Origin of the sequence: Pseudomonas viridiflava, assembly GCF_001642795.1 — a bacterium.
GTDB lineage: Bacteria > Pseudomonadota > Gammaproteobacteria > Pseudomonadales > Pseudomonadaceae > Aquipseudomonas > Aquipseudomonas viridiflava.
Map to the genome: position 1 here is coordinate 22,732 of NZ_LKEH01000023.1, position 18,220 is coordinate 40,951.

The window sequence follows — 18,220 nt, forward strand, 5'->3', positions numbered from 1 at the left end:
TAGCAGCGTTAAGGCCCGAACAGCACTCAACGGTATCAATCGGCAACAGACCGCACGTCAAAAACTGCACGTCAGAAAGCCTGCGAGACGCTCAAAGCGCATCAGCCCGGCGCGTAATCCTTCATGTACGTCACCGAAAACAGCGCATCGGGAAAGTCGAGTTTCAGACGCGGCAAGACAAATCCACCGCATGACCGGCAGGTATCGAGCACCGTAAAGAACTTGATGTGGACCAGCGGGGTGGACGCCATGTCTTGCTTGATGATCGTCGCGATCAGGCGCTCGGAATCCACGTGACGAGAGAACTCCCTGACCACAAGGTGGTTTGCATCGCGCACCACCGGCAGGCTGGTGAACGTCGGGTCAGGCTCACGACCCGCCATACGGGCACGAGCGTCGCGAAAGATCACGCCATCGATGACGCGCTCGCTGCCTTCGGCCATGTCGAGTTGCAGCCTCAGGTCCTTGGCGCGCTGACCGCCGGACAGCGCGTAATACACGATTCGCTCTCCCGACTCGGTATGAATGTGCGCAAACGCAAGGTTGGCACCTTTGATCTGCCCGAGAACAGTCTTCGCCGCCTTGGGCGTGACCACACTCTGCAAATTCAACGCCTCCCACTTGGCCTTCGAGCCCTGCACCGGCAGAAGTTTATTGAGCACCTCCACAATGTGCTGTTGCTCGGGCAGGCTTCGTTCAGCAACTTTCCTGAAGTCGGGAACGCTGGCCTTGACCAGATCGACGAATTTTTTCTGGATCTCCTCACCCGACAACACGTTACGACCAATGGCCAGTAACTCGTTCTTCTCGCCATTCGCCTTGCACCATTGCGCATAGTCGTCATAGCTGTGGATGGCCTTGTCCCAGGAAAGATTCCACGCAGCCCTTTCCGACTCGTCCAGCAGATCAAACAGCAGACGGGCGATGTTTTCCTGATCCGTCACGGCATTCGGTCGCTCGCGAAACACTCGATACTGCTCCGAAACCCGAATGAACTCATTGATCTCGTCTGCCGCTTCAACACGGGCAAACCTGAGTTCCGTGCCGCCTTCGGTTGGCGTGAAGGCCTTGTAGAACACACCGCTATCAGGTTCGATAAAAATCCAGTCTTTGTCGTCAATTTGCAGCCTGACACCGCGCAACGTGCGGGCATCGTTCACACCTGAAGCCACAGGTCCAAGTTCGATCACCGGGATATTCTGATAGATCCACACGGCGTCACCATGGGGAATGTTCGCCGGAAGACCCAACACACCATCCTGGGCCAGCGCCCCCTCCAGCGCAGGCAGGTACTCGGGCGCTTCAGGCAAAGAGAGATGCGCAAGCTCCTGTTCCGAAAGCGGACTGACGACCTTGCCGCTGGACGCTGACGTGGTTGCGGTGACCTCGGCCGGCTCGGCCCATTTGCAGAATTTGCCCTCATTGACGAAAACATCGATGCCCGACTCGTCATCCGCACGCGCGGAAAGCCTGGCCAGCGTGAACTCACGGGCATCCATGGCCTGGCTGGGGTACTTGCCGGTTCGTGTCGGAGACGTCGAGCCTGCAGGAACCGGCTCGGGAACCGGGGTGGCAAGCCTGATCCCCGTGGCGCAGACAACCGGCTCCAGATCACGACGAACCCGGCACAAATTTTCCACTTCCTCCAGAGTGCCCGATGCCGTGGAGAGCTTTTCAACCGCCCGTTTGCGCAGCGCGGCATCCGGCGCGCCGGAGTCCAGGTGATAGACCTGACCGTCGACCAGAATGTCGTACTCCCCTTCGGCCCTTTCAATGCTACTTACACTGGACGCGCGGTCGATGCGCACCTCATGAAAACCATCAGCCCTGGAAGTGATCGGCACGACAGCCGGATAGCGATCAGGACCTGTCCCGTCAGCAGCCGATATCGACGACAGCTCAAGGCGCTCGCCCTGCGACACAGGCGTGAGTGTCTTGCCGAAAACACGGTCATAGTCCGGATCTAGCAACCTGAAATCAGGTGCCTCCGGGCGGCCGATGTTCCTGACAGCCACAGCCGGGCGGCCATCCACCGCTGCATGGCTGTCCGACGCCACACGCAGAGGCTGCCAGGGGCGCTCGACACTGTCGAGCACCCGGTACATGCCCTTGTCGAAACCGAAAACACTTTCAACCACCGCTCGCGATGACAATACGGTTTTCAGCGAGGGCGACACGTGCAACAGCGCCGACCAGCCAAGCCCGCTCAGTTTCACACCGGCCTTGCCCAGGTCACGCAACACCGCCAGACCGCTTTGCTCTGCAAGACCCGCCAGCAGTCGACCGAGCGCCTTGCCTGTCAGCCGAGTGATCGACAACACACTCAGCTCTCCGGCCCGCATCATGATACGAGCGGTTGCGCCTGCAAACTGCCCTAGCGGGACAAGGGCGAATACCCCATCCAGCACGCACCCGACGACCACCCCGGCGGAATGCTCGCCCGCCCGCAGGTCCTGAATGCACCCATAGAACGGAATAAGAAACCGCGCAGCGGTATCGGCATACTCACGCTCCTTCGCCCAGATATGCTCCCAGGGGGTTTCGTGTGAATGCTCGGTGTTGCTCTGCTCCAGAAACCGGGCAAGCAGGTGCGTGGCAGCGTTACCGGCCAGCGCGTCGATTCGGGTCTGTTCATCGGTATCCGGCAGATAAACCAGCTTCGCCGAGGGAATCAGCGTTCCTTGCAACGGAGTATGTGGAACCGTGGAGCTGCGCGATACCGTGCCCGTGAGGTACGCGTCGCTGTCCATGGGCAGCAACGGCGTGGTTCTGGCTGCTTCGATACGTTGTTGGTGGGCTTCGCGCCGACGCAGCGCCTCAGGAATCGAAACATGGCCAGACCAGGTCACGCCCTCGACCGAATACGTGAACGACTGGCTGACCTCGCGCACCACGCCGCACGCGGGAATCAGCTCGAAAAAGCATTCTTTTACCGAGTGGCCCTCGAAGTCATTGAGGTGATCGCCCTCCTGGCAGCGGACAAAGATGCCCTGAGTGCCCTCTTGCGCCTCGAAGCGGACGCGACTGACCTCGCAGGTCGAAGCCGACAGTTTCGCCCGAAGGTCGGGCTGCGCCTCGGACAACAGCCTTTTGATGACTTCGGTTTCGGCACTCACCAGCGATTCGCTGAACGTCTTGAAAGCAATGGCATAGGCCTGCGCAACGGTCGGCGTGCCGGAGAGGTAGACCTCTCCCATCATGACCAACTGGATGACGGTAGCCTGGGGTTGACCCACTGAGGTCAGGCGATCAATGGAATAGGAGGCGGCGACCGTAAATCCACAATTCTGCAGGACCGGCCAATGGTCGATATTTGCGGCCTGCTCCCATAGCCATTCCGGCACGTCCGCCTCGGTGAGCATTTGCGCTGCCAGAGCCTTGCGGTCGGGCGGTTTGATTGCCAACAAACGGTTCAATTCCTGAGCGTGCAATTGCTGCTGTGTCTGCAAATAGCTCAGGGCCTGAGCAACCTGTGCGGCGGATGCCTGTTGAAGACCCTCACTGGCTGCTCCTTCAACTGCACCATGCGCCGTGGCGTAGCGCCAGGCAGGCAGGGTCAGCGTTGTTGCCCAGAGCGCCTGAACCCCGGGATCCTCGGACTCGGCCAACTCTGCGCTGACCTTGATCAGCTCATCGTAAGACGTGATGACCGCCAGCCCCGGCGTCATCGCCTCGACCAGCGCGACGCCATGAAGCAAGGCAACGCTCTGCAGGGATCGTCCGTACTGCAAATGATCGGGTACGCCGTCTACCAACAGTTCGGGCATCGTTTCGCGCAATAACAGGTAATGCAGCAGGTCGACCGTGCTCGGTGATGCACCGGGCTGCCTGTTCCGTATCAGGCCCCGGACTTTCTCTCTCAGTTGCACATGGCTGTAGTCCAGCACCCAACCGCGTCCAATGAAGGTTTCCAGAGATTCGCCATCGGCTTCTGGAGCGCCCAGGAAAAAGTCGATGATCGAACGCCCGACCAGTGCCTGAGTGATGCGGGGAGAAGCCTGCTCTCCGGGATGCGCGCCGTACCAGCCCATGGCCTCGAGCAAGGGCGCCACGGCGGACTGAAACTGCACGGTATGGGTCAGCGCATGCCAGGTTTGCTGGGGTGACAAGCGAAGCGTGCGGCCTGCTTCGTTTGAATCGCAAAGCAGTTCGATGCCCATTTGAGAGAACAGGTAGTCCGCATTGTGCATCGGACTCCAGGTATCCAGCGGCGGGACGACCTGACTGTTCAGAGTATGAGCAGTGGGTAAGGCTTCGTCCGGTTCGATGCTCGTTTCAAGTGCCGGCATCAGTAACAGCGAAGCAAGCATCATGGCTGGCCCGAACGCCAGGTTCCAGTGCTCGAATCGAAGCCTGATGGCCAGCGACAGCGCCCGCATGGCGGGCGCTTGTTCTGCGCTGGCGATTGCAGGCACCAGCCAGTGCTCGTTATCGGGGTTCACCACATAGGCCGCCAGCTTGCGCAGGTATTCAATCCGGGTCGGCAATGACATATGCGTGCCCGCATCGATCTGCAGGCCGCCAAGGGTCGGTTCGCTGTGCTCGACGCTGGTCAACACGTCCATGCAGACGGACCAGCCACCTGGCGTTGCGAGCAGCGGATTCAGCCAGTCGGATAATGTCCGGTCGCGATAGATATCCGCCGGTATCAGGGTTGAGAAGGTGTCGCAGAACAGCCTCAAGGCATCAGGCACGTCGCCGTCGGATTCCCGCGCATGCCGTACCGCCAGGCCGTTATAGAGCGACTCTGCCGAGCAGTGCTCGACCCACTCGGCGACCGGCACCAGACGAGCGCCGCGCTTGAACTGCACCATCCACAGACGCAAATCTTCCGGGATGGGTGTAAGCAGCTCACCCAACGCTGAATAGCCCGATTTTCCAGGCACAGCCGCAGCGCCCCAGAACGGCAGTGACTTGAACACATAGTGTTCCAGTTGCGCCTTGGCCGCTTCGCCAGTGACCGTCGATTCGTTCAGCCAGGCAATACGGGCGTAGAACTGATGCATGTGCCAGGGGCTGACACCGGCCTCCTCCACGCCCAAGGCATTCGCGTAGAGTTTACGGGCTTTGGCGCTGCGATACAGGAGTGACAGTCTGTGTTCCTGCTCAGCATCTGCTGCAGCCAGATCGCGTGTCGAGAACCGGATGTCCTCGCCCAGCAGGTGAATCAGCACCCGCCTGACGATCCGAAACTGATCTTCTGGCAGAACGATGCCATCCGTGATGTAGGACGCCGAATCGCTGGATGCACCCAGCGCACGTTCGATGGCGAGAAGCAGTTGGTTGGCGTCGATCGCCAGGATGTCGGGGGATTGGAACGATGTGGATAACATTCAGTGATTTTCCAGTAGCCTCACGAACGGTGAGGGACTGGAAAAACTAAATAGAACCTGCAGGTTCCGGGAAAGCAGACGGCTCGACTGTATGGGCGAGAAAGCTCATCCCGACCTATCGGACGTCAAACACACGGGTGTGGGCGTTATCTTCCAGCGGTAACAGCAGCCTCTATCAAACACCTGGCTTCTGGAGAAGCGCTGAAATCTGCTTCTGCCCGCAGGGCGTGGGAGCTCTCGGAGGTTACGACGGCAGCGATGGGCTGCGCAGCGGCCCTTGAGTGCATCTGAAACACCGCGTGTACAGGTTTTGCTGCCGGTTCCCGGCAGATCGCCGGCAAGCCGCCTCCCACAGTCAGGTGTTTGCTTTGCGACAGCTAACCCGCTCTAGCGCGGGCAAACGCGCTGTCTGGCAGCGCGTTTCGACAGAATCGAGGATCAAGCCCCCGGAACGAAGTGCTTCTGGGCTGTGCCGCGGGCAATCAGGCGTGACAGGTAGTCCATCTTCTGCGCGTCCTGGTCGACGAAACGGAAGATCACTTGCAGCCAGTCGCTGTCGGGCTTCTGTTCGAAGGCCGCAACCGAATGCAGGTAGCCGTTCAAGCGAGCGGTCTCATTGCTTTCGCCCTGCTCCAGGTCCAGCACAGCGCTGTCGAGGACTTGCGGCAGGTTATCGCTGCGACGCACGACCAGCGACGCTTCCTTCAGGCTCAACGCCTTGATCACACAGGACTGAATGCCATTGGGCAGACGCAACTGGCCTTGTCCGCGACCGGAAGGCTCTGCGGTCTTGGCAACCACAGGCGGTGCCTTGGCAATACCGCCGGAAACCGGAGCAGCCGCAGGTGCAGCACGAACCACCTCGGCCTTGCCACCGGTCAGCGCGCTCAGCGAGTCGTTCAGCGGCGAGTTCATGCGGGCCGGAGCGGTGGACATGACCGCGTCCAGCTTGCCGACCTTGGCCAGGGCTTTCTTGACCTTGGAAAGCAGCTGTTCGTTGGTGAACGGCTTGCCGACGAAGTCACTCACACCGGCCTGAATGGCCTGCACGACGTTTTCCTTGTCGCCACGGCTGGTCACCATGATGAACGGCACGGTTTTCAGGTAATTGTCTTGCGAGCGGCACCAGGCCAACAGTTCAAGACCGGACATTTCCGGCATTTCCCAGTCGCACAGAATCAGATCGAACGTATCTTTGCTCAGCACCGCCTGAGCTTTGCGACCATTGACTGCGTCCTCGGTGTGAATCCCGGGAAAATAATTGCGCAGACATTTCTTAACCAAGTCGCGAATGAACGTCGCGTCATCCACCACCAATACACTGACCTTACTCATCGACGCTCCTGCGGACGTGTTCACCCTGGAGGCGAACTGCAAAATGCCAACACGCCCTTTGTTTCGGCAAGCATAGCGTTGACCAGTAGCCAACTGCCATATTGATTGACTGCGCCATGGGATTTAATCCGCAGGCGGCTGAGAATGTACTTCTGCACAACGAAAAACGCCCGGCAGGTGCCGGGCGTTTTATTGCAGGCAATCTTACTTATCGTCAGCGTCGCCCGGAACATTAGCCTTTTCGCTCGCAGAAATGCCCTGCACTTCTTCCTTCATGCGCTTGAGGCCCATGTGACGAACGTCAGTGCCGCGAACCAGGTAGATCACCAGCTCCGAGATGTTGCGGGCGTGATCGCCGATTCGCTCAAGCGAGCGCAGCACCCAGATGACGTTCAACACGCGGGAAATCGAACGCGGGTCTTCCATCATGTAGGTCGCCAGCTCGCGCAGGGCGGTCTTGTACTCGCGGTCGATGATCTTGTCGTACTGAGCCACAGACAGGGCCAGCTCGGCATCGAAGCGGGCGAACGAGTCGAGCGCGTCACGCACCATGTTGCGCACCTGATCGCCGATATGCCGCACTTCGACGTAGCCGCGTGGCGACTCGCCCTCTTCGCACAGCTGGATGGCTCGACGGGCGATCTTGGTGGCTTCGTCGCCGATGCGCTCCAGATCGATCACCGACTTGGAGATGCTGATGATCAGACGCAGGTCAGAAGCCGCAGGCTGACGACGGGCCAGAATCCGCAGGCACTCTTCGTCGATGTTGCGCTCCATCTGGTTGATCCGGTCGTCGACCTCACGAACCCGCTGGGCCAGGCCCGAGTCGGCTTCGATCAGCGCCGTGACCGAATCGTTGACCTGCTTCTCGACCAGGCCACCCATTTCGAGCAAATGGCTGCGAACGTCTTCGAGTTCAGCGTTGAACTGTTGGGAAATGTGATGCGTGTGGCTGTCTTTGTGGATCATGCTGGGTGTCCTTGGAACGTCCGGTTAATTGCGAAAACGCAGCGGTGGTTCAGGTCTGACGAAGCACGTCCTAGCCATAACGACCGGTGATGTAGTCTTCAGTCTGTTTTTTGGCCGGGTTGGTGAACAACGTATCGGTGTCACCAAACTCGACGAGCTTGCCCATGTACATAAACGCGGTGTAATCCGACACCCGAGCCGCCTGCTGCATGTTGTGAGTAACGATCACAATGGTGTATTTGGATTTCAGTTCGTAGATCAGCTCTTCGACTTTAAGGGTCGAAATAGGGTCGAGTGCCGAACAGGGTTCGTCGAGCAGCAGGACTTCCGGCTCCACGGCGATGGTTCTGGCAATGACCAGACGCTGTTGCTGACCGCCAGACAGGCCCAGTGCCGACTCATGCAGCCGGTCCTTGACCTCATCCCACAGTGCAGCGCCTTTCAAGGCCCACTCGACCGCTTCGTCGAGTACGCGCTTTTTGTTGATCCCTTGAATGCGCAGTCCGTAGACCACGTTTTCATAGATCGTCTTGGGAAACGGGTTCGGCTTCTGGAACACCATGCCGACGCGACGGCGCAGCTCGGCAACTTCCTCGCCCTTGGTATAGATGTTGTGGCCGTACAGATTGATCGCGCCTTCGACACGGCAGCCATCGACCAGATCATTCATGCGGTTGAAGGTGCGCAACAGCGTGGACTTGCCGCAACCCGACGGACCGATGAACGAGGTTACCTTCTGCTTGGGAATGTTCAGGGCGATGTCGAACAGCGCTTGTTTTTCGCCATAGAACAGATTCAGCCCCGGCACTTCGATCGCCACGGTTTCGTCGGCCAGATACAGGCTTTGCTTGTGACGCCTCAGAGCCGACATGTTCATGCCGTGATTCGGGCTTTCGTGTTGCATGGATTGCTCCTGTGCGAACCATTCGTTTCATCGGGCCGCCCGCCTCGCTAGAGGGGGCGGCACTCAGGGATCAGTTGTCGAGCGCCTTGTACTTTTCTCGCAGATGGTTGCGAATGCTGACCGCCGACAGGTTGAGCAAGGCGATCACCAGCACCAGCAACAGCGCCGTTGCGTAGACCAGCGGTCGGGCAGCCTCGACGTTGGGGCTCTGGAAGCCCACGTCGTAAATATGAAACCCCAGGTGCATGATCTTCTGATCGAGGTGCAGGTAGGGGTAATTTCCGTCCACCGGCAACGAGGGCGCCAGCTTGACCACCCCGACCAGCATCAATGGCGCGACCTCGCCTGCGGCACGGGCCACGGCCAGAATCAGTCCGGTCATCATCGCCGGGCTGGCCATGGGCAACACAATCTTCCACAAGGTCTCGGCCTTGGTGGCCCCCAGGGCAAGCGAGCCTTCGCGCAGGGTCAGCGGAATACGTGCCAGCCCTTCTTCGGTCGCCACGATCACCACCGGGACTGCCAGCAGCGCCAGGGTCAGCGATGCCCACAACAGGCCCGGCGTGCCGAAGGTCGGTGCAGGCAAGGCTTCGGGGAAGAACAGCCGATCCACCGAACCGCCCAGCACGTAGACGAAAAATCCCAGGCCGAATACGCCGTACACAATTGCTGGCACGCCCGCGAGGTTATTGACCGCAATCCGGATCAGGCGGGTCAGCGGACCCTGCCGGGCATATTCGCGTAGATACACCGCCGCCAGCACGCCAAATGGCGTGACGATGACGGCCATGATCAGGGTCATCATCACCGTGCCGAAGATGGCCGGGAAAATGCCGCCTTCGGTGTTGGCTTCACGGGGATCGTCGCTCAGGAATTCCCAGAGCTTCTTGAAATAGAAACTCAGCTTGGTAACCGTGCCCATCGCGTTGGGCTGATAGGCATGCACCACCTTGCCCAGACTGATTTCGATTTCCTTGCCATTGGCATCGCGCGCGGTGAGGCTGTCGCGATCGAAGGCCTGATGCAGCGCACCGAGGCGATCTTCGATGGCCGCGTAACGGGCGTCGAGTTCTGCGCGCTCGACCGCCATGTCGGCCTGTGCGGCGGCATCGAGTCTGCCGTCGAGTTCCAGCTTGCGGGCCTGTAAGCGCAGACGCTCAATGCCATGGTTGATGGCGCCAATGTCTTTCTTTTCCAGTGCGTACAGTTCGTCAGCCAGCTTTTCGACGCGCTTGATGCGCTCCTGCAGGGTCGGCCAGGCCGCATCGCCTTCGGCGACGACTCTGCCGTCCTCCTTCACATTGACCAGATAGCCGTAGAAGTTGCCCCACTCACGACGCTCCAGAGTCATGAGGTCGGCGGGCCGGCTTTCATCCGTCAGCCATTCGCCGATCACCCAGGTAAAATCGCTGGGGTTGAGGTCACGATTACCCACCTTGAACAGCTCACGGGTCATGAATTCAGGGCCTGACTCGGGCACCGGCAGACCTGCATCCTTCAAGCGCACACGCGGCACCTGTTCCTTCTCGACCAGCTCACCCACCAGCACATGCTTCGCCTGGCCGGGCACGTCGTATTGCGCAGCAATCACGTCGGCGGGCCAGAAGTGTCCCAGACCACGCACGGCAATCACGGCCAGCAGGCCGATGGTCATGATCACAGCGATGGAAACGGCACCCGCACTCATCCAGACGCCGGGGGCGCCGCTTTTGAACCAGCCGTTGAGGGAGTTCCTTTTCACGAACTTCTACCTTCCTTAAAGCGACGAGTATTTCTTGCGCAGGCGCTGACGAATCAGCTCTGCGACGGTGTTCATGACAAAGGTGAACATCAGCAACACCAGCGCCGCCAGAAACAACACTCGATAATGACTGCCGCCCACTTCCGACTCCGGCATCTCCACGGCGACGTTGGCCGCCAGCGTGCGCATGCCCTCGAACAGGTTCATGTCCATGATCGGCGTATTGCCGGTCGCCATCAGCACGATCATGGTTTCACCCACGGCGCGGCCCATGCCGATCATCAGGGCCGAGAAAATGCCCGGGCTGGCGGTCAGGATCACGACACGCGTCAGGGTCTGCCAGGGCGTGGCACCCAGCGCCAGCGAGCCCAGGGTCAGGCTGCGCGGCACGCTGAACACCGCATCTTCGGCAATCGAATAAATGTTGGGGATCACGGCAAAGCCCATCGCCAGCCCGACGACCAGCGCGTTGCGCTGATCGTAGGTAATGCCCAGGTCGTCACGTATCCAGCTGCGCATGTCGCCATTGAAGAACCAGTTTTCCAGGTGCGGGCTCATGCTCAACGAGAACCACCCCACCAGCAGAATGACCGGAATCAGAATCGCGCTTTCCCAGCCGTCCGGCACACGCAGGCGAATCGAATCCGGTAAGCGCGTCCAGAAAAAGCCTGCCAGCAGAATGCCGATGGGCGTCAGCAGCAACAGGCTGAAAATGCCCGGCAGATGGGCTTCCAGATACGGAGCCAGAAACAAGCCGGCAAAAAAGCCGAGAATGACCGTCGGCATCGCTTCCATCAGCTCGATCACCGGCTTGACCTTGCGGCGCATGCGCGGCGCCATGAAGTAGGCGGTGTAGATCGCGGCGGCGACGGCCAGCGGTGCCGCCAGCAGCATCGCGTAGAACGCCGCCTTGAGCGTGCCGTAGGTCAGCGGCGCCAGGCTCAGCTTGGGCTCGAAGTCGCTGTTGGACGCCGTGGACTGCCAGACGTACTTGGGCTCGTCGTAGTTTTCGTACCAGACCTTGCCCCACAACGAACTCCAGGACACTTCCGGGTGCGGGTTATCCAGCGTGAGCGGTAACAGCGTACTGCCGCTTTCTACCAGCACTTGGTTGGCACGAGGCGACAAGGCCAGAATGCCCGGGCCGTCAACGACCTTATCGATCAGCAGGGTGCGGTGCGCAGTACTGTGGAACACCCCCAGCTTGCCCGACGCATCCAGTGCGATGAAGCCTTTGCGACGTTGCTCCGGCTTGATCTGCACGATAGGCGCGCTGCCCATTCTGAAATCCCGAACGCGCATGAGGCGCTGCTCGCCGTCGGTGTCGCGGGCCATGAACCATTGGGTCATGCCGCCCTTGGAGTTGCCGATGATCAAGGAAATGCCGCCCACCAGTTGCGCGCTGGCAGTGGTTTCGGCGTTGCCGTCTTCCAGCAGTTTATAGCGACCGTTGAGCGTGCGGTCACGCAGGCTGAATACGTCGGCCTGCGCACGGCCGTTGATCACGTACAACCAATGCTGACGTGGATCGATGTAGATGGCTTTGACCTCGGCGGACATCTGCGGCAGCTCGATACGGCTCTGCTCGCGGGTCACTTCGCCCGTCATCATGTTTTCGGTCTGATCGAGCGCCATGACATGCAATTGCGTACCAGTGGAACCCGCCAGCTTAAGGCTTTCCCCGTCGGCGCTGACCGTCACGTGCTCGACGGCACGCCCGGCTTCATCCAGCACCAGGGGCGTCTCGCCGAAGGGCCAGGCAACGCTTGGCGTGATGGTCTTCTGATTGTTCGGGTAGGTCGTCAGGTACGAGTGCCTGAATATCAGCACCTGCCCATTGGACAGGCCCAGGGCAATCAGCGGTGCACCCGGCTGGTCCTTGCCGATGGACACGACGGTCGCGCCAGCAGGAATCGGCAGGGCGACACGTTGCAGCTCCGCGCCGTCACTGATGTTGAAGAACACCACTTCGCCCTTGTCGGAGATGCGCATCCCGATCTGGTTCTGTTCTTCAATGGCGAGCATCAGCGGCTTGCCGGCGTCCTGCAGCCAGGCGGCATTCAGTGGCGCAGCGGCGGTCAGGCTCGCGCCCTTGAACAGGGGCGCCACCACGTAAGCGAGGTAGAAGAAAATCAGGGTGATTGCGGCCAGCACCGCCAGGCCACCGATGGCGACATACCAGTGAGTCAGGCGATCCTTGAACGCGCGAAAACGACGCTTGCGCAGCATCGCAGGCGTATTGAAGTCAATACGCTCCGGAGGTGAGTCCTGATTCATTGCGGCTTTAGCCAACTCATTCATGCGCACACACCGTAGCGGCCTTGTATGACAGAAACATTACAGAAGAGTGACGCAAGAAAGCCCGCTGCCCAGGAAAACCGGCGGCGGACTGTTCAACGTGTGACAAGGCCAGTCCATTGAGCCTCGTTGATGCGTCTTTTACTTCGCCGCTACTCCAGCGGCACCCTGCAGGCCAAGGTCGGTCAGCGCCTTCTCGACCACGCGAGCGGGCAGCGGAATGTAACCATCTTTCATCACCACTTCCTGCCCCTGTTTCGAAAGCACCAGCTTGATGAATTCGGCTTCCAGCGGTGCCAAAGGCTGATTGGGCGCCTTGTTCACGTAGACGTACAGGAAGCGGGACAGCGGGTACGTGCCGTTCAAGGTGTTGGCTTCATTGTCTTCGACAAATTCTGCGCCTTCCTTTTTCGCCAGCGGAACCGTCCTGACATTCGAGGTCTTGTAGCCAATCCCAGAGTAACCGATACCGTTCAGCGAGTTACTGATCGAACTGACCACCGAGGCCGAACCTGGCTGTTCGTTGACGTTGGGCTTGAAGTCGCCCTTGCACAAGGCCTCTTCCTTGAAATAACCGTAGGTGCCGGACACCGAGTTACGGCCAAACAGCTGAATCGGCTTGCCCGCCAGATCGCCGGTCACGCCGACGTCGCCCCAGGTCTTAGCATCCGCCTTGGCACCACACAGGCGCGTCACGGAAAAAATGGCATCGACCTGCTGCAGCGTCAGACCTTTGATCGGGTTGTCCTTGTGGACGAACACCGCGAGAGCATCCACCGCCACCGGAATGGCCGTCGGCTTGTAACCGTGCTTCTGCTCAAACGCCGAGAGTTCGCCGTCTTTCATCTTGCGGCTCATCGGGCCCAGATTGGCCGTGCCTTCGGTCAGCGCGGGCGGCGCTGTCGAGGAGCCGGCTGCCTGAATCTGGATGTTCACGCTCGGGTATTCTTTCTTGTAAGCCTCGGCCCACAAGGTCATCAGGTTGGCCAGGGTGTCGGAGCCGACACTGGAGAGGTTGCCCGACACACCGGAAGTTTTGGTGTAGGCCTTGATGGCGGGGTCGACAGCAGCGAACGAATTGGCAGCGGCAACTCCGGCCGCAGCGAATGTCAGTGCAGTCATCCAACTCTTGAGTGTCATGCCTTGCGCTCCTGGCAGGGTATGTAGGGATCCAGACGCGCCAGGGCGAGTCTTGTGACCACTCTATGAATTGATTGTGACAATAAGATGAAAAGGCCATCACTCCTGATCGGAATGATGGCCTTTATCGAATTGCCAGCCCAGACTGACGTATCAGCGCTTTTTCGAAATCAGGTAGATGCCGATTGCCATGCCTACGCCACACAGGATGGCCACGTACCACGCCGGTCCCATCGGGCTGCTCTTGAGCATGAAGGTCACGACCATCGGAGTCAGGCCGCCGAAGATTGCGTATGCCAGGTTGTAGGAAAACGACAGACCCGAGAAGCGCACTACCGGCGGGAAGGCCTTGACCATCACATACGGCACCGCACCGATGGTCCCGACGAACAGACCCGTGATCGCGTAGAGCGGAAACAGCACGCCTGGGTTGTCCGCAAGGATGTGATAGAAGGTCCAGGAGCTCGCCAGCAGACCGGCGCAACCCAGCAGAAATACCCACCCAGCGCCGACGCGGTCAGCCAGCGCACCGGCTGCGATGCAGCCAATGCTCAGGAAGACAATGGCCAGACTGTTGGCTTTCAATGCCGTGGCCGCCGGGAAACCATAAATGGTCTGCAGAATGGTCGGGGTCATCAGGATCACGACGATGATGCCGGCCGACAGCAGCCAGGTCATCAGCATCGACAGCGCGACCGCGCCACGATGGTCACGCAGTACCGCCTTGAGCGGGACTTCTTCAGCCAGCGCCTTGCGCAACTGCAGCTCGGCAAACACCGGCGTTTCGTGCAGCAGGCGACGCAGGTAAACCGACATCAGACCGAACACGCCGCCCAGCAGGAACGGGATACGCCAGGCGTAGTCCGCCACCTCGACAGGGCTGTAGATCGTATTGATCGCCGTGGCGACCAGCGAGCCCAGCAGAATGCCGGCCGTCAGACCCGCCGTCAGGGTGCCGCAGGCATAACCGATGTAGCGTGCCGGCACATGCTCGGACACGAACACCCAGGCGCCAGGGACTTCACCACCAATCGCCGCGCCCTGAATGACGCGCATCAGCAGCAGCAGAATCGGTGCCCACATGCCGATCTGTGCGTAGGTCGGCAGCAGACCCATGATCAGGGTCGGTACGGCCATCATGAAAATGCTCAGCGTGAACATTTTCTTGCGCCCCAGCAGGTCGCCGAAGTGCGCCATGATGATGCCGCCCAGCGGGCGTGCCAGATAACCGGCAGCAAAAATGCCGAAGGTCTGCATCATGCGCAGCCAGTCAGGCATATCCACCGGGAAGAACAGCTTTCCGACCACCGCCGCGAAAAACACGAAAATGATGAAGTCGTAGAACTCCAGCGCGCCACCCAGGGCGGAAAGCGACAACGTCTTGTAATCGCTACGGGTCAAGGGTCGCGACGGCTGCGCGGTACTGGAAGAAACAGATGACATGACAAGGCTTCTCTTTGCTTGTTCTGAAAGGGCATGCGACAGCTACGCTGGCTGCGGCGGGGTGGCGTGCAGAAGCGATTGTCCGGGGCAACTGTGCTGATAGGCACCAAAATTGCGTGTACAGGCAGTCTTGTCACCTGTAGAGGTCCAGCAAGATAACAAATTGTCTCAAAAAACACCTAGCGAGAACTTCGCAAGGGCAAAAAGAGAACCCGACGGTCGTTCTATGACGCAACGCCCGATATACTCGCAGGCTGTCAACCGCAGTGGGAATTTGTGCGAAAACGTCTGAATCAGCGGTTTTCGCAGAGTTTCCCTCAAGGGCCATCCCGGCGGCGGAACATACAATGTTCACGTGCAAGGGGTTGAATGGCGCCAGTCAACCGCGGCAAAAAATAATAGAGTCATGGGTCAGAGGCACCCTAGGCATGATCGAGCTCGAACAAGAAGATCCAACTCCGCAAGGCGATCTTGCGTTGCAAATCACGGCCCTTCCCCGTGAAACCAACGGCTTCGGCGATATATTCGGCGGCTGGCTGGTCTCCCAGATGGACCTGGCCGGCACGGCCATGGCCAGCAAAGTGGCAGGCGGGCGTGTCGCCACGGTTGCCATCGACCGCATGGCCTTTCTGGTGCCGGTGGCCGTCGGCGAACAGCTGTCCTTCTATACACGCACCCTCGAAGTCGGACGCACCTCGATCAAGATGATGGTCGAAGTGTGGAGCGATGACCCTGTGACCAGCGAATGGCGCAAAGTCACCGAGGCGGTTTTCGTCTTTGTGGCCATCGACACCAGCGGCCGTACGCGTTCGGTTCCCGCGCGCCGCTGAGCCGGTCCTGCCTGAGAGCTGGCGCCTGCAAGGGTCGCGGCCTCTCGGGTAAACTCATCCCGTCCATAACGGTCTATTTTCGTCACGGCCCTTGAGTGAGAGATTTCGCATGTCTACATCCCCGGTTGAATCCAGCGTCGAACCCGTCCAGTACGATGAACTGAACTGCTGGCGCATTCGTCATGGCGATGCAGAACTGATCGTCGCTCAGCAAGGTGCGCACATCCTCAGCTACCAGCGCGATGGCCAACAGCCTCTGGTCTGGCTGAACGAAGAAGCGGTCTTCAAGCAGGGCAAGCCGATTCGTACGGGCATGCCGATCTGCTGGCCGTGGTTCGGCAATCTGGAGCGCAACCCGGAAAGCGTGCAGGCGATGCGTCAAGGCGATGAGCCCGCCAAGGCCCACGGTGAAGTACGCGCGCTGGACTGGGAACTGCTGGGCGTCGGCGAAGATGGCCCCGCCTTGCTGGTGGAGTTCGTTCTGCCGCAGGCCGAAGGCAAATTGCCGGGCTGGCCGCACAACGTGGCGCTCAAGCTGAGCATTCGTCTGGACGATGCGCTGAATGTGAGCCTGATTAGCTACAACTGCGGCACCGAACCGGTCACCATCAGTCAGGCGCTGCACACCTACTTTGCGGTCAGCGACTCACGCCAGGTCAGCGTCGAAGGGCTGGACGGTTTGCGCTACATCGAAACCCTGGAGAACTGGGAAGAGCGTCAGCAGGCGGGTGATTTGACGTTCACCGGCGAAACCGACCGCATCTATCTAGATACACCCGGCCTGCTCAGCATTGTCGATCCGCAGTGGCAACGCCGTATCCAGATTCACAGCACCGGTTCGAACTCGGCCATCCTGTGGAACCCGTGGGTCGAAAAGACCGCACGCTTTACCGACATGGCGCCGGACGGCTGGCAGCGCATGGTCTGCGTCGAAACCGCCAACGTCATGAGCGACGTGGTGACGCTAGCACCGGATGACATGCATATTCTGGGTGTAAGCATCTGGAGCGAACCGCTCTAGATCGGCAACGCGTCAAAGGTCCGATTCAACAACGACCCGGACCTTGGCTGCATCCATCGCATAGGCCGCATCGGCCAGATCGTTACTGATCTTCTCGACCTTCAGGGTGCCTTCGACCCACAGCGGTGCGTAGATATCGTCCAGCTTCAAGCCCTTGGGGTAACGCACCAGCACCATTTGGTTGGGTGGCGGTGGCGGAACGTGGATGCAGGCGCCCGGATAAGGCACGAGAAAGAACAGCGTGCTGTGGCCTTTGGCATCGGTTTCGAGGGGCACAGGGTAACCGCCCAGACGAATGTTTTTGCCATTCATCGCGGCGACGGTCTTGGTGGAATACATGACAGCAGGCAAGCCCTTGCTCTGCTTCAATCCGCCCTTGCTGTCGAAGGTGCCCATCGCTTCAGGGGAGTTGTGATCAATCTCGGGCATGGCCTCGAGGGCCTTCTGGTCCGACTTGGGCATGAGTTCCAGCCAGTCGGTTTCCGGCATCTGGGCCTGTGCGAGCCCCGATACCAACAGAAAAGTCATTAACAGAAAGCGACGCATGATAGTGCTCGGCAAGGGGAAGAATAACTGCCGCGCATTCTAGCCCTCTGCGCAGTACAAAACAGAGGGCTGACGCTGGATTATCAGCGCTTTTTGATCATGCCATAGATGACCAGCAGGATAATTGCGCCGACCAGTGCGCCCAGGAAACCTGCGCCTTCGCCCGCCTGATAGATACCCAGAGCCTGGCCACCGTAGGTCGCAGCCAGCGAACCGGCGATACCCAACAGAATGGTCATGATCCAGCCCATGCTGTCATCGCCCGGCTTCAGAAAACGAGCCAGCAGGCCGACGATCAAGCCAATGAAGATGGTTCCGATGATACCCATGCCATTTCCCTCTGTATGAATTGAACGTGCCACGACCCAATGCAGCCTTGGCTTACTGCTATCTGAGAACGGCGAAAGGGAATGGTTCCGGCGCAAATGAAGATTGGCGAATGATCGTGTCGCACGCTCTGCGCTCGTCGTTCTGCACACGTATAGCTGGATAACTGCAAACGCTGTGGGAGGCGGCTTGCCGGCGATGCGTTTTCAGTCAACTCTTCAGTGACTGGACTGACGCTATCGCCGGCAAGCCGCCTCCCACAGTCCTGTGTTCAGCCAGCCTCTACCGCTTCAGACCCGCTTTCCAGAGCCTTTGTCAGCGGTGAGCATGAAA

General features: G+C 59.6%; 12 protein-coding genes. 2 read left to right on the forward strand and 10 right to left on the reverse strand.

What is annotated here, in order from left to right:
- Positions 1 to 101: 101 nt before the first annotated feature.
- From AO065_RS09045 to AO065_RS09080, 8 genes are all read right to left on the reverse strand, one after another.
- Positions 102 to 5,333 carry a deaminase domain-containing protein gene (locus AO065_RS09045; protein WP_004881617.1) on the reverse strand — a complete coding sequence of 1,744 codons (5,232 nt, stop codon included), beginning with the start codon at positions 5,331 to 5,333 and terminating at the stop codon, positions 102 to 104.
- A gap of 438 nt (positions 5,334 to 5,771) precedes the next feature.
- Positions 5,772 to 6,668, reverse strand: coding sequence for a response regulator (locus AO065_RS09050; RefSeq protein WP_004881620.1), 897 nt, complete (start codon positions 6,666 to 6,668; stop codon positions 5,772 to 5,774).
- Between the two features lie 204 nt (positions 6,669 to 6,872).
- Positions 6,873 to 7,637, reverse strand: a complete 765-nt coding sequence (phoU, locus tag AO065_RS09055) for a phosphate signaling complex protein PhoU (RefSeq protein ID WP_004881622.1) — start codon at positions 7,635 to 7,637, stop codon at positions 6,873 to 6,875.
- 70 nt (positions 7,638 to 7,707) lie between these two features.
- Complete coding sequence (gene pstB, locus AO065_RS09060; RefSeq protein WP_004881624.1) at positions 7,708 to 8,541, reverse strand: phosphate ABC transporter ATP-binding protein PstB; 834 nt, start codon at positions 8,539 to 8,541, stop codon at positions 7,708 to 7,710.
- A gap of 70 nt (positions 8,542 to 8,611) precedes the next feature.
- Positions 8,612 to 10,228 carry a phosphate ABC transporter permease PstA gene (gene pstA, locus AO065_RS09065; protein WP_174518537.1) on the reverse strand — a complete coding sequence of 539 codons (1,617 nt, stop codon included), beginning with the start codon at positions 10,226 to 10,228 and terminating at the stop codon, positions 8,612 to 8,614.
- A 69-nt stretch (positions 10,229 to 10,297) separates the two neighbouring features.
- Complete coding sequence (locus AO065_RS09070; RefSeq protein ID WP_004881628.1) at positions 10,298 to 12,583, reverse strand: ABC transporter permease subunit; 2,286 nt, start codon at positions 12,581 to 12,583, stop codon at positions 10,298 to 10,300.
- A 138-nt stretch (positions 12,584 to 12,721) separates the two neighbouring features.
- A complete protein-coding gene (locus tag AO065_RS09075; protein WP_004881629.1) occupies positions 12,722 to 13,720 on the reverse strand; it encodes a phosphate ABC transporter substrate-binding protein PstS family protein in 999 nt (332 codons plus the stop codon).
- 153 nt (positions 13,721 to 13,873) lie between these two features.
- The gene (locus AO065_RS09080; RefSeq protein ID WP_004881631.1) at positions 13,874 to 15,163 is read right to left on the reverse strand and encodes an MFS transporter; all 1,290 of its coding nucleotides are present in this window, start codon (positions 15,161 to 15,163) and stop codon (positions 13,874 to 13,876) included.
- Positions 15,164 to 15,591: 428 nt separating this feature from the next.
- Between AO065_RS09080 and AO065_RS09085 the strand changes: the two genes are divergently transcribed.
- Together AO065_RS09085 and AO065_RS09090 are read left to right on the forward strand one after the other, a co-directional pair.
- On the forward strand, positions 15,592 to 15,993 hold the full coding sequence (locus AO065_RS09085) for an acyl-CoA thioesterase (protein WP_004881633.1): 402 nt from the start codon (positions 15,592 to 15,594) through the stop codon (positions 15,991 to 15,993).
- A gap of 109 nt (positions 15,994 to 16,102) precedes the next feature.
- Positions 16,103 to 17,014 carry a D-hexose-6-phosphate mutarotase gene (locus AO065_RS09090; RefSeq protein WP_004881634.1) on the forward strand — a complete coding sequence of 304 codons (912 nt, stop codon included), beginning with the start codon at positions 16,103 to 16,105 and terminating at the stop codon, positions 17,012 to 17,014.
- A 12-nt stretch (positions 17,015 to 17,026) separates the two neighbouring features.
- Here the strand turns inward: AO065_RS09090 and AO065_RS09095 are convergent, their stop codons facing one another.
- Complete coding sequence (locus AO065_RS09095) at positions 17,027 to 17,560, reverse strand: DUF3299 domain-containing protein (RefSeq protein WP_004881635.1); 534 nt, start codon at positions 17,558 to 17,560, stop codon at positions 17,027 to 17,029.
- 83 nt (positions 17,561 to 17,643) lie between these two features.
- Positions 17,644 to 17,889 (reverse strand): GlsB/YeaQ/YmgE family stress response membrane protein, encoded by a 246-nt coding sequence (locus AO065_RS09100; RefSeq protein ID WP_004881638.1) that lies wholly within the window; start codon positions 17,887 to 17,889, stop codon positions 17,644 to 17,646.
- Between the last annotated feature and the right edge of the window lie 331 nt (positions 17,890 to 18,220).

What these genes read in the sequence shown, in the direction of transcription:
- AO065_RS09045 (WP_004881617.1), bottom strand. Translation starts at nt 5,333, where the DNA reads ATGTTATCCACATCGTTCCAATCCCCCGACATCCTGGCGATCGACGCC.
- AO065_RS09050 (WP_004881620.1), bottom strand. Translation starts at nt 6,668, where the DNA reads ATGAGTAAGGTCAGTGTATTGGTGGTGGATGACGCGACGTTCATTCGC.
- phoU (WP_004881622.1), bottom strand. Translation starts at nt 7,637, where the DNA reads ATGATCCACAAAGACAGCCACACGCATCACATTTCCCAACAGTTCAAC.
- pstB (WP_004881624.1), bottom strand. Translation starts at nt 8,541, where the DNA reads ATGCAACACGAAAGCCCGAATCACGGCATGAACATGTCGGCTCTGAGG.
- pstA (WP_174518537.1), bottom strand. Translation starts at nt 10,228, where the DNA reads ATGAGTGCGGGTGCCGTTTCCATCGCTGTGATCATGACCATCGGCCTG.
- AO065_RS09070 (WP_004881628.1), bottom strand. Translation starts at nt 12,583, where the DNA reads ATGAATGAGTTGGCTAAAGCCGCAATGAATCAGGACTCACCTCCGGAG.
- AO065_RS09075 (WP_004881629.1), bottom strand. Translation starts at nt 13,720, where the DNA reads ATGACACTCAAGAGTTGGATGACTGCACTGACATTCGCTGCGGCCGGA.
- AO065_RS09080 (WP_004881631.1), bottom strand. Translation starts at nt 15,163, where the DNA reads ATGTCATCTGTTTCTTCCAGTACCGCGCAGCCGTCGCGACCCTTGACC.
- AO065_RS09085 (WP_004881633.1), top strand. Translation starts at nt 15,592, where the DNA reads ATGATCGAGCTCGAACAAGAAGATCCAACTCCGCAAGGCGATCTTGCG.
- AO065_RS09090 (WP_004881634.1), top strand. Translation starts at nt 16,103, where the DNA reads ATGTCTACATCCCCGGTTGAATCCAGCGTCGAACCCGTCCAGTACGAT.
- AO065_RS09095 (WP_004881635.1), bottom strand. Translation starts at nt 17,560, where the DNA reads ATGCGTCGCTTTCTGTTAATGACTTTTCTGTTGGTATCGGGGCTCGCA.
- AO065_RS09100 (WP_004881638.1), bottom strand. Translation starts at nt 17,889, where the DNA reads ATGGGTATCATCGGAACCATCTTCATTGGCTTGATCGTCGGCCTGCTG.